The sequence below is a fragment of the Luteibacter anthropi genome (genome assembly GCF_011759365.1).
Lineage (GTDB): Bacteria > Pseudomonadota > Gammaproteobacteria > Xanthomonadales > Rhodanobacteraceae > Luteibacter > Luteibacter anthropi.
In genome coordinates this window covers 76,052-86,911 of record NZ_JAARLZ010000016.1, presented here as the reverse complement: position 1 = coordinate 86,911, position 10,860 = coordinate 76,052, and the positions used below count along the sequence as shown (strand labels likewise).

The window sequence follows — 10,860 nt, the reverse complement described above, 5'->3', positions numbered from 1 at the left end:
GCGCTAGGAGCTGTTTTTTCAGCACGCCCCGGGTTTGGACGAACAGGCTCCGATAGATGGTTTCGTGGGACACCCGCATACTGTCGTCCTGTGGATAGCGCTGAGCAAGCCATCCACTGATCTGCTGCGGTGCCCAGCGAAGAGCCAGCTTGGCGGCCACCACCCGACGAAGGGCACCGTGGCAGGCCAACCGGCACGCCTTTGGCCGCTTGGCCTGGGCCCAGGCTCGCTGATCGGCGTTAGCCGCCCGGTAACGACCTGGACCTCCGTTGCGTCGTACCTCACGACTGATACTGGACGGCGCCCGTCCCAGAGTCTGGGCGATCTGGTGCAAGGAGTGCCCTTGGCACAAGCCTCGGGAGATCTCTTCGCGCTCAGCCAACTGCAACGTCCGAGCGGCCCGTTTGCGTGGTGGAGGCGCGAATCCGCCGCGCTGTCTTAGAACGTAATGAATGATCTCATCGTGCCGCCCCAGCGACCGAGCGATACTCGCTGGCGGCACACCGGCTTGCCAATCCGCCCAGATCTGCCTGCGTTCGGCTGCCGATAAATGATGCCAAAGCCTGACTGTTCTGCTCATGATGCCCACCTCCGTCCCGATTAGACGCTGGTGTTGCACCGACCGGTTGAGATCGCCGGATGTCGAGTCAGGAAACCCCGCACGCTCCCCGTGCCCGAAGGGGCGAAGCCATAAGACACTGAGCCGCGCAGCGGCTCCTCCTTTCCCGAGGGACACCGCAGGCCGGAGCGACAAGGGCCGCCCCCGTCGCCTCCAGGCGACCACGCCACAGGCGCCGAGCGCGAGGCCGCCAGGCGAGCCCACCCTACGAAGCAAACACCCCACCCAAAAAAACGCCTCAAAACCAGCGATTCTTCTTGAGCAGGATGAAAATGCCACCCACGATACACGCCACCACGCAGATGATCGTGGGATAGGCCCAGGGCTTCTCCAGCTCCGGCATGTGCGCGAAGTTCATGCCGTACCAGCTGGTGATGAGTGTCGGTGCCGCAAGCATGGCGGCCCAACCGGCCAGCTTTTTCATCACCTCGTTCTGCCCGAACGTCACCAGCGAGAGGTTCACGCTGATTGCGGCGCCAAGCATCTCGCGCATCGCGTTGATGGATTCGTTTACACGGAATACATGGTCGTAGATGTCGCGGAAGTACGCACGCAATTCATCGTGGATGAGGTGCGGATGCAGGCGTACCAGTTGCGCGACGATATCCTGCAACGGCACCACCGCGAGGCGCAGGGTCATCAGTTCGCGCTGCATGTCGTACAGGCGCTTGATGGTGTTGCGGTTGTAGGTTTCGGCGAAGATGTCGTTTTCCAGCTCGTGCAGCTCCTGGCGGAAGTCGCGCACGATGGGAAGGAAGTTATCGACGATGAAGTCGAGCACGGCATACAGCGCATAGCTCGGGCCCATGCCCAGCAGCTCCGGCGACTGCTCGCAGCTGCGTCGTGCCGGGGCGTAGGAGAGCGAAGCGCCGTGGCGCACGGTCACGAAATAGCGCCGACCTACGAAGATCTGGGTTTCGCCGAAGGCGATGTTGCCGCCGACGAGCTGGGCGGTCTGCGCCACGATGAACAGCGAGTCGCCGTAGGCTTCGATCTTGGTGCGCTGGTGGGCGTGCTGGGCGTCCTCGATCGCAAGATCGTGCAGGTCGAACTCCTCCTGGAGCTTCAGCAGCAGGGCTTCGTCCGGTTCGTGCAGGCCTACCCAGACAAAGGTGTCCGGCTCCTGAAGGATGTCACTGATGGCGTCCAGGGTGATGTCGCCGATGCGCCTGCCGTCGTTACGGTAGGCCACGCAGTTGACGACCATGCCTGCCTGGGACGGACCAGGGGCGGATTCGGGGAGAAGAGGGAGGGGTGCCATGGCGGCCATGATGCCGTGGGTCGCGTGACGCGGCAATCTACGGACCCGATCCCTGGACGGCGCCGCTGGCAGCGTCGCCAGGTATATCACCCGGCCTTATGACTGCCATATGGATGAACGATTTCACCATGCGTTGGCATTGGCCTACGATGAAATCCTCATCCGACGCCTCGGCTTCTTCCTGAAGATGTCATAGAGGCGTTCCAACCAGCGACAGGACGTTGCATGGAAAGCAGTCAGAAATTCATCGGGCGCAATCGCGCCCCCCGTGTCCAGATCGAATATGACGTCGAGCTGGGTGGCTCGCAGAAGAAGGTAAGCCTTCCTTTCACCATGGGGGTCCTGGCCGACCTCTCGGGTAGCAACGCAAGCGTGCTGCCTCCCGTCGACGAGCGCAAGGCCGCGGAGTTCGATGTCGAGAACTTCAACGACCGGATGGAGTCCATCGCGCCGTCCCTGTCGTTTGATGTAGACAACCTGTTGACCCATGAAGGCAGCCTTCACGTGGACATGCAGTTTCTGCACATGGACGACTTCTCCCCGGAGGCGATTGCGCGCCAGGTAGCGCCCCTGGCGAAGCTGCTAGAAGCGCGTACGCAACTGGCGAATCTGGGTACCTACCTGGACGGCAAGGCCGGCGCGGAGAACCTGCTTGCCCAGGCCCTGAAGGATGCGTCCCTGCTGGCGACCCTGGCTCCCAAGGCGCCGGTGGTCGACGCTGACGGGGAGGGCGCCTGACCATGAGCGAGCAGTTGCAGGAAGCCGCGACCGACACGGCCATCACCACGGAGGCCCCCGGCGACTTCGCCGCCCTGCTGGCAAAGGAGTTCCGGCCCAAGAGCGAGCGTGCCCGCGACGAGGTGCTGTCTGCGGTAGCGACCCTGGCCGAGCAGGTGCTCGATCGTGCGGACATCGTTGCCGATGACGTGACCGAGACCATCAATGCCTGCGTGGCGGAGATCGATCGCAAACTCACGGCACAGATCAACGCCATCCTCCATCATCCCGCCTTCCGCGCGCTGGAGGGTTCATGGAGGGGTCTGCATCATCTGGTGAGCAACTCGGAAACCGACAGCCAGCTGAAGATCCGGGTAATGAACATCGCAAAGAGCGACCTGGGCCGCGTGCTGAAGCGCTACAAAGGTGCCGCGTGGGACCAGAGCCCGGTCTTCAAGCGTATTTACGAAGAAGAATACGGCCAGCTCGGTGGTGAACCGTATGGTTGCCTCATTGGTGACTTCTACTTCGACCATACACCGCAGGACGTGGAGCTTCTTTCCGGCATGGCCCGTATTGCTGCCGCCGCCCACGCACCGTTCATTGCCGCGGCGGCGCCTTCGCTGCTTGGCATGGATGGCTGGGACGAACTGGCCAACCCGCGCGACCTGGGCAAGATATTTACCACGCCCGATTACGCCGGCTGGCGTGCACTGCGCGATAGCGAGGATGCCAAGTATCTCGCGCTGGCCATGCCGCGAACCCTGGCCAGGCTTCCGTACGGTGCAAAGACCGATCCGGTGGATAGTTTCGATTTCGAGGAAGATACGTCGGGTGGTGCGGCCAGCGGTTATGTGTGGCAGAACGCGGCCTATGCTTTCGGTGTGAACGTCAATCGGTCGTTCCGTCAGTACGGATGGTGCACGCGTATTCGTGGTGTGGAATCCGGCGGAGCTGTCGCGAATCTGCCTGCGCACAGTTTCCCCTCGGACGATGGCGGCGTGGACATGACATGTCCCACGGAAATCGCCATTACCGATCGTCGTTCGGCGGAACTGGACAAGATGGGCCTGCTTCCCCTGGTGCACCGGAAGAACACGAGCATGGCCGCCTTCATCGGTGCGCAATCGCTTGCCCGGCCCGAGGAATACGATGACCCGACGGCCACCGCCAACGCCGCATTGAGTGCCCGTCTTCCCTACATGTTTGCCTGCGCACGCTTCGCGCACTATCTGAAATGCATCGTGCGCGACAAGGTGGGTTCATTCAGCACCCGTGAGCAGATGGAGCGTTGGCTGAGCGACTGGATTCTCAACTATGTCGATGGCGACCCCACCAATTCCAGCGAAGAGAGCAAGGCTCGCAAGCCGCTTGCCGATGCCAGCGTGGTCGTCGAGGAGGTGGAGGGGAGCCCGCCCTGATGGCGCCGCCCAAGGGTGGTGTCCGCGCGGGGCAATGGCTGGCCAATCGCTACCGCATCATCCGCCACCTGGGTCAGGGCGGCATGGGTGTGGTTTTCCTGGCGCGCGATGCGCGACGCGTCGAAGCACGGCAGTGCTATCCCTATGTTGCCATCAAGGTACTGGCGCCCCGCTGGCGTGAATACCCTGGTGCCTGGATGGCACTTCAGGAAGAGGCACGGCGATCCATGCGCGTAAGCAGCCCGCACGTGATTCGCACGATGGACTTCGATCGCGATGGCGATGAGTGGTTCATGACCATGGAATATGTACAGGGGAGCACGTTGCGCCAGCTCATTCGGGAGGCCGGTCCCGATGGCGTGCCCCTGGCAAGGGCATGGCCATGGATCATCCAGCTTGGCCGTGCCATCGGTGATGCGCATATGGCAGGCGTGGTGCATGGTGACGTAAAACCCGACAACGTCATCGTGACCGGGGCGGGAACGGTGAAGCTGTTTGATTTCGGCACCGGGTGGGCTACCCGTGGCTGTCTCGCCGGTGTCTCGCCGGCCTATGCCAGCAAGGCCTTGCTGGAAGGCGCCGTGCCCTGCCACAAGGACGACGTCTATGCCTTCGCCTGCGTGGTGGCGGAGACGTTGACAGGTGAACATCCCTTCCAGCGGGAGGATGCGCTAACGGCCATGCGGCGACGACGGACGCCGCCGGATATCCCAGGCCTGGGCTGGCGCCATGCCAGTGCGTTGCGTGCAGCGCTGGCGTTCCATGCGGAACACCGGACTGCCGGCGTGGACGATATCCTGCGCGGCCTTGCAGGTGGTGGATGGTGGCGGAGGCTGCGCTAGTCTTCCCCGGCCAGTGAACGGAATTCCGTCAGGCCACCCGGGGCTATCGCCTGAAGAAGCGAGGTGAAATCAAGACCGATCAGGCCGCGCGCCCGGCGCAGGATGACGGGCACCGGACTTGCGGGTTCGTTCGCGGCATACCATTCGCAGATTTCATCAAGGCGGTGACGTATTTCGTCGGCATCAAGCGACCGTGGCAACCGATGGACGGCACCGGCAGGCGACGCATCCGTTGCCTCGTTTTCCGGCGAAGGCGATACACAAGCCGGGGCCTGCGCGTTGTCCATGGGCAGGTAGGCCTGCACTTCCCGTCGCAGGATGCCCAGTTCCCGGATACACGGTTCGATGTCGGGCCCGCGACCCGGGGTGTGCATGGCGAACACCTGCCCGATTGCTTCCAGATGCCCGATGGCGCGGACTGCGACCGCATCGATTTCTTGCAGACGGCTATGCCCGGCATGGCCGAAGACAGTCGCCACGTGTTCCCTTAGCGTCTTGTGCAGGTCATCGTCGTTGGTGGACGACGCGGTCTCCGCCAAGGTTCGCAGGTCACGTTGGGTGACGACGCCTACGCGTTCGATCGCGATCACGGTGCAGCGGCGCAGATGCCCGAGGATGCCCGGGTCGGCGCCCAGTAACGCCAGGGCATTGATCCGCTCCGTGGGGTCGCCGTCGTCCAGGCAGGGATGGACATGTTCCCAGTGCTGTTCCAGGAGGGCCTGTACGACGGCCAGTCCATCGGCCATGGCCGGCAGGGCTTCAAGGGCAAGCCAGGCCTGGGCCAGGCATAGGACAACCCGCAGGTCGCGCGTGCGCAAGGCCAGGGTTTCCGCCATACGGGCCACGTCCCGCCAATCGGGCTCCTGCGCCTGCCTGACCGTGGCGCCGACACCGCGCTCTTCGTCTGGCGTGGCCAGTCGTTCGAGCGCCAGGAAAGCACTGTCGTACTCCAGATTGGGGCCGCAGGGGCAAGCCTCGTCCATGGCCAGTATGTAAGGGGACAGGTCACGCATGGCGGTACGCTTTATTCTGGCAAAGGTTGGTATCCGGCCGCTCATGGGCCACGGCCATCAGGATCTCGCGCAGCCATTGATGGCTGGCCTGTTTGTCGGCGCGGACATGCCATGCCATCGACAGTCGCAGGGAGGGCAGGGCGAAGGGGAGGGCGATGATGTCCACGTCCGGCCCCATGGCACGTGCCATGCTGCCGGGCAGCGTGCAGACCAGGTCGGTGGTGACCAGGACCTCGCTCAGCAGCCCTGCATAAGCCACGCTGGCAACGATGTGCCGCTGCCTGCCCAGTGATTTCAGGTGCCGGTCGATGCCGCCGTGCAGATGGCCCGAAGGAGACACCATGACGTGCGCGAGCGCACAGTAGGCATCGAGGTCGGGTGCATCGCATCCACGGGGATGTCCCTTGCGCTGGATCATTGCGAACTGATCCGTCACCAGGGAACGGGCTTTCAGGGAGGCAGGTATGCGTTCTTCGGGTGCGACGAGGATATCGATCTCGCCCTGCTCGAACTGGGCCAGCGCATCGGCATTTTCATCGTCGATGCGAAATGCCAGTCTCAGCGAAGGGTTGTGGAAGGCGTGCAGGCGTTGCAACAGGAGCGGTGCGAGCATCGCATTGGCGCTGTCGTTGCCACGGATATGGAACGTGGCCGCGTCGCGACGTGGATCGAATCCCTGGTCGGGGCGGTGGATGGCGGTGAGCCTGGCCAGGGCATCGCGCAGCACACCGGCCATGCTCTCGGCCCGGGGCGTGGGCACCATGCCGCGCCCTGTTTCGGACGGCACGAGCAAGGGATCGCCGAACAGGCGCCGCAACTTTGCCAGCTGTGCCGAGAGTGCAGGTTGACTCACATGCAGGCGGGAGGCTGCACGGGTCACGTTACATTCCTCGAGCAGCACATCCAGTGCGACGAGGAGGGGAAGTTCGCTAGGTTTCAGGGTCATCACCGATCCAGCTCGCAATACCGTCCTGGTCTTGCGAAGAGGTCGTCATTCTACAGGCCGCCCCATCGTGGGCAATCGATGAAGTGGCTTGTGGGTGGTTTCAGTCGTGACGTCGGCAGAATGTCGCGAAAAGCGCTGTCCAGCACGGCAGGGCGAACAACAGCCAGGGCATGTTGCGCTGAGGAAAACCGGGCCACAGGTGAAGCAGCAGCGCAATGATGCAGGCCGCAAACGATAGCCCTGCCACGCGTGGCGCAAGGTGTCCCATCGGACGTCCTGCACGGCGCAGCTTCCATATCCCGGGGAGGAGCAGGAATGCCAGCGGCTGGTAGGCGAGCAGGTTGAAGTTGCCCCATGCCGAGCGGTGCAGCGTGAGCGCCCACAGGCCGATCATGAGCAGGCCGGCCAGCCCCGCGAATACGGTGAACAGCGTGCCGAAGGCGACGAAGATGCCACGCGCGATGCGCGTACGGGAAAACACGGGCAGGGAAAGAGGCGCGGCCAGCACGAGGCCGGCGATCAGCAGTGGCCAGCGCAGGTCGGGAGCTTCCCCGGGCGGCGCGTCGAGGCGACTCGGGGCGAGCGTATCCTCGGCGGCCACGAGCGCACGCTCGTCGGAGCCGCTGCCGATACGGACGCTGCGGATCTCGTCTTCCAGCACCATGGGCAGGAAGGCTTCCTTCCAGGCATTCATGGGCTGATCGGCAAAGGGGCCAAGGCCCAGGTCCATGCCGAGCATCAGCCAGGGCTGGTTGCTCATCAGGCGCGCGGTCTGTTCGCGGTAGGTCATACCGCCAGGCTTGCTGCGCAGCTGCGCGCCTAGGGCGCCGTCGAGCGCGTCATCCAGCGCATTGCGGACGCGCGTGGTGCAGTTGTCCAGGTAATAGTCGTAGTTGTAGCCGGCGTTCTGGGGTTGCACGTTCCAGACGAGGAACCGTCGCAGGCGATCCTTCTGTTCATCGTTCAGTGCAAGGCGCTGCTTGCGTACGTAGCGGCCTTCGCCCGAATAGAACGACACGTCGGATTCGGTGGGCTCGGCATCCATGCGGTAGGCCATGATGCCGCGCGCGAAATTCAGGATGAACCCGTCCTGGTCGAAGTCGAACACGCCGTAGTTGAAGGCGATGGCCTGGCCGCTCACGGTGTCGCGCACTTCCAGCGCATCGTGGCCGAAACGCTCCCAGTAGATATCGCCCGGGCCATAGGTCATCAGCGAGATTTCGAGGTCGCTTGCAGGTGCATCGACTACGCCCGCGCGAGCGAGCGGCGTGATACACAGGGCAAGCAACAGGATCAGGGCAAAACGCATGGGGCGTACGACATCCGTGGTAGGAGCGCGCCTCGCGCGCGACATGTTCGTGGCAAAACGCATGAGCCGTGCGCCATCCCTTGTAGGAGCGCGCCTCGCGCGCGACAGGTTCTTGGCAAAATGCATGAGCCGTGCGCCATCCCTTGTAGGAGCGCGCCTGCGCGCGACAGGTTTTTGCGAAGACGTAGCCAGGCCCTGCCGCTGTATCGCGAAAGGTGGTCGCGCGCGAGGCGCGCTCCTACAGGGCCTGTTCTGGGATCAGGATACTTCGTCGGTGCGGGCGACGTGGAACTCCTGCACACGGCGATCGTCCGCCTGCGTGACGCGGAACACGAAACCACCCACCGAGATTTCTTCGCCTGCCGACGGCAGGTGCCCGAACTCGGAGGTGACCATGCCGCCGACCGTGTCGAATTCCTCGTCGGAGAAATGCGAACCGGCGATTTCGTTGAAGTCGGCGATGGGGGTGAGGGCGCTGACCGAGAAGCCGCCTTCGGCCAGGGCCTGCACCAGCACCGGGTCTTCCTCGTCGTCGTGCTCGTCGTCGATTTCGCCGACGATCTGCTCCAGGACGTCCTCGATGGTGATCAGGCCGGCCACGCCGCCGTATTCATCTACCACCAGGGCCATGTGGTTGCGCGTGAGGCGGAATTCCGCCAGCAGCACGTTCAGGCGCATGGATTCGGGGATGAGCACGGCCGGGCGCAGCAGGGCGCGCACGTCGAAGGCCTCGCTCTGGCCGAAATACTTCAGGATGTCCTTGGCCAGCAGGATGCCGAGCACTTCGTCCTTGTCCTCACCGTGCACGGGGAAGCGCGAATGGCCGGATTCGACCACGGTGGCAAGGATGTCGGCGAGGGGGGCGTCGGCGGGGAGGCTGACGATCTGGGCACGGGGCACCATGACATCGTCGACGCTGAGTTCGGTGACCTTGATCGCACCCTCGACCATGGTCAGGGTGTCGTTGGACATCAGGCCGTTGGCCTGGGCGGTGCGCAGCTCCTCGATCAGTTCGTCGCGGTTGCGCGGTTCGCCGGAAAACAGGTGGCCCAGTCGATCCCACCACGATCGGTGGGCCGGGCCGTTGGTACTACCAGGGTCCTCGTTCATCACTCTTTGGTTTTCTGCCCGGATGGGCGGAAGGGGCAGTCTACTGGAATTCTGATGACGGTTCAGGGCAAGGAGGGATCTGTAGGAGCGCGCCTTGCGCGCGACGGCTGCGTAGCAGCCATGGCGGGTTTTCTGGCCGTCGGCCTTCGGAAGGGTCGCGCGCAGGCGCGCTCCTACATCGCTTCGTAGGGGTCTGCTATGCCCAGCCCCGCCAGGATGCGGGTCTCCAGGGCTTCCATTTCCTCGGCCTCGGCCTCTTCGATATGGTCGAAGCCCAGCAGGTGCAGGGTGCCGTGGATGGTGAGGTGGGCCCAATGGTCGGTGGCCTTCTTGCCCTGTTCGGCGGCCTCGCGGGTGACCACGGGGGCGCAGATGACCAGGTCGCCCAGCAGGGGGACGTCGACCCCCGGCGGCAGGTCAACGGGGAACGACAGCACGTTGGTGGCGTAGTCGCGCCCGCGGTACTGGAGGTTCAGCGCCTGGCCTTCCCCGGCCTCGACGATGCGGATGGACATCTCGCTGGCCTTGCGGCGCCTGGCGCCCTTCAGGGCGGCCCCGACCCAGCGGCGGAAACTGGCGGAGGCCGGGATGCCCTTGCGCGAGGCCACGGCATAGCCGATGGCCACATCGACCTTGCTCACGGGGTGTCGTCCTGCTTCTGCTCGAAGGCCTCGTAGGCACGCACGATCTTCGCCACCAGCGGGTGGCGCACCACGTCGCGCGAGGTGAAGAAGGTGAAGCTGATGCCGTCCACGCCGCGCAGCACCTCGATGGCGTGGCGCAGGCCCGAGCGGATGTGGCGGGGCAGGTCCACCTGCGACACGTCGCCGGTGATCACCGCCACCGAGCCGAAGCCGATGCGGGTGAGGAACATCTTCATCTGTTCGACGGTGGTGTTCTGCGCCTCGTCGAGGATCACGTAGGAATCGTTGAGCGTGCGGCCGCGCATGTAGGCCAGCGGCGCGATCTCGATCACGTTGCGCTCGATGAGCTTGCCCACCTTCTCGAAGCCGACCATCTCGTAGAGGGCGTCGTATAACGGGCGCAGATAAGGATCGATCTTCTGGCTGAGGTCGCCGGGCAGGAAGCCGAGCTTCTCGCCGGCTTCCACGGCCGGGCGCACCAGCAGCACGCGCTGCACGCGGTTGGCTTCCAGTGCCTCGATGGCGCTGGCGACGGCGAGATAGGTTTTGCCGGTGCCGGCCGGCCCCACGCCGAAGTTGATGTCGTGGGTGGTGATGGCGTGCAGGTAACGGGCCTGGTTGGGGCCGCGGCCCTTGATGACGCCGCGCTTCACCTTGATCACCACTTCCTGCGCCGACTCGGCGGCCTGGGCGTTCAGGGCGTCGATGCCCGACTCGGCCAGGTGCAGGTTGATGGTCTGCCCGTTGAGGATTTCCGTCTCGGTGGCGGCATACAGCGCCTTCAGGACGCGCTCGCCGGCCCTGGCCGCGGCTTCGTCGCCGATCACGCGGAACAGGCTGCCGCGATGGTCGATCTCGATGCCCAGGCGCAGCTCGATCTGGCGGATATGCTCGTCGAGCGGTCCGCAGAGGTTGGCGAGGCGGGCGTTGTCCTCGGGGTCGAGGGCGAAGTCGTGCTGGGAAAGCTGGCTCATGGCA

10 protein-coding genes and 1 pseudogene are annotated in these 10,860 nt (G+C 64.3%); 3 read left to right on the top strand and 8 right to left on the bottom strand.

All coding sequences use genetic code 11. The features are described from left to right. Positions 1 to 580 (bottom strand): helix-turn-helix domain-containing protein (locus HBF25_RS22705; protein ID WP_166952602.1); only part of this gene is annotated, 580 nt, incomplete at its 3' end. A 277-nt stretch (positions 581 to 857) separates the two neighbouring features. Continuing rightward, a complete protein-coding gene (locus HBF25_RS21280; protein WP_243853359.1) occupies positions 858 to 1,880 on the bottom strand; it encodes a magnesium and cobalt transport protein CorA in 1,023 nt (340 codons plus the stop codon). A 225-nt stretch (positions 1,881 to 2,105) separates the two neighbouring features. On the opposite strand from HBF25_RS21280, the gene tssB reads away from it, so the two are divergent. The 3 genes and pseudogenes from tssB (at position 2,106) to HBF25_RS21265 (ending at position 4,860) form a co-directional block, all read left to right on the top strand. Then, positions 2,106 to 2,618 carry a type VI secretion system contractile sheath small subunit gene (tssB, locus tag HBF25_RS21275; RefSeq protein WP_166952599.1) on the top strand — a complete coding sequence of 171 codons (513 nt, stop codon included), beginning with the start codon at positions 2,106 to 2,108 and terminating at the stop codon, positions 2,616 to 2,618. 2 nt (positions 2,619 to 2,620) lie between these two features. Beyond that, positions 2,621 to 4,012 (top strand): annotated as a pseudogene (tssC, locus tag HBF25_RS21270) (type VI secretion system contractile sheath large subunit); the annotation flags it as partial. A gap of 5 nt (positions 4,013 to 4,017) precedes the next feature. Further along, complete coding sequence (locus tag HBF25_RS21265) at positions 4,018 to 4,860, top strand: serine/threonine-protein kinase (protein WP_166952593.1); 843 nt, start codon at positions 4,018 to 4,020, stop codon at positions 4,858 to 4,860. On the opposite strand, the gene tssA is transcribed toward HBF25_RS21265, so the two are convergent. The 6 genes from tssA to HBF25_RS22330 form a co-directional block, all read right to left on the bottom strand. Continuing rightward, on the bottom strand, positions 4,857 to 5,873 hold the full coding sequence (gene tssA, locus HBF25_RS21260) for a type VI secretion system protein TssA (RefSeq protein WP_166952591.1): 1,017 nt from the start codon (positions 5,871 to 5,873) through the stop codon (positions 4,857 to 4,859). The two genes, HBF25_RS21265 and tssA, sit on opposite strands and share 4 nt — an antisense overlap. Then, the gene (locus HBF25_RS21255) at positions 5,866 to 6,819 is read right to left on the bottom strand and encodes a LysR family transcriptional regulator (protein WP_166952588.1); all 954 of its coding nucleotides are present in this window, start codon (positions 6,817 to 6,819) and stop codon (positions 5,866 to 5,868) included. Before HBF25_RS21255 ends, tssA begins: the two co-directional genes overlap by 8 nt. Positions 6,820 to 6,919: 100 nt before the next feature. Next, positions 6,920 to 8,128: a lipoprotein N-acyltransferase Lnb domain-containing protein gene (locus tag HBF25_RS21250; protein ID WP_243853358.1), complete on the bottom strand. Its 1,209-nt coding sequence runs from the start codon at positions 8,126 to 8,128 to the stop codon at positions 6,920 to 6,922. Positions 8,129 to 8,386: 258 nt separating this feature from the next. Next, positions 8,387 to 9,238 (bottom strand): CorC family transporter, encoded by an 852-nt coding sequence (locus HBF25_RS21245; RefSeq protein WP_166952586.1) that lies wholly within the window; start codon positions 9,236 to 9,238, stop codon positions 8,387 to 8,389. A gap of 173 nt (positions 9,239 to 9,411) precedes the next feature. After that, positions 9,412 to 9,879 (bottom strand): rRNA maturation RNase YbeY, encoded by a 468-nt coding sequence (gene ybeY, locus HBF25_RS22335; RefSeq protein WP_341778324.1) that lies wholly within the window; start codon positions 9,877 to 9,879, stop codon positions 9,412 to 9,414. Continuing rightward, a complete protein-coding gene (locus tag HBF25_RS22330) occupies positions 9,876 to 10,856 on the bottom strand; it encodes a PhoH family protein (protein ID WP_166952583.1) in 981 nt (326 codons plus the stop codon). The genes ybeY and HBF25_RS22330 overlap by 4 nt, the downstream gene beginning before the upstream one ends. Between the last annotated feature and the right edge of the window lie 4 nt (positions 10,857 to 10,860).

Coding starts and splice junctions, on each gene's coding strand:
- HBF25_RS21280 (WP_243853359.1), bottom strand. CDS start 1,880: ATGGCACCCCTCCCTCTTCTCCCCGAATCCGCCCCTGGTCCGTCCCAG.
- tssB (WP_166952599.1), top strand. CDS start 2,106: ATGGAAAGCAGTCAGAAATTCATCGGGCGCAATCGCGCCCCCCGTGTC.
- HBF25_RS21265 (WP_166952593.1), top strand. CDS start 4,018: ATGGCGCCGCCCAAGGGTGGTGTCCGCGCGGGGCAATGGCTGGCCAAT.
- tssA (WP_166952591.1), bottom strand. CDS start 5,873: ATGCGTGACCTGTCCCCTTACATACTGGCCATGGACGAGGCTTGCCCC.
- HBF25_RS21255 (WP_166952588.1), bottom strand. CDS start 6,819: ATGACCCTGAAACCTAGCGAACTTCCCCTCCTCGTCGCACTGGATGTG.
- HBF25_RS21250 (WP_243853358.1), bottom strand. CDS start 8,128: ATGCGTTTTGCCCTGATCCTGTTGCTTGCCCTGTGTATCACGCCGCTC.
- HBF25_RS21245 (WP_166952586.1), bottom strand. CDS start 9,238: ATGAACGAGGACCCTGGTAGTACCAACGGCCCGGCCCACCGATCGTGG.
- HBF25_RS22330 (WP_166952583.1), bottom strand. CDS start 10,856: ATGAGCCAGCTTTCCCAGCACGACTTCGCCCTCGACCCCGAGGACAAC.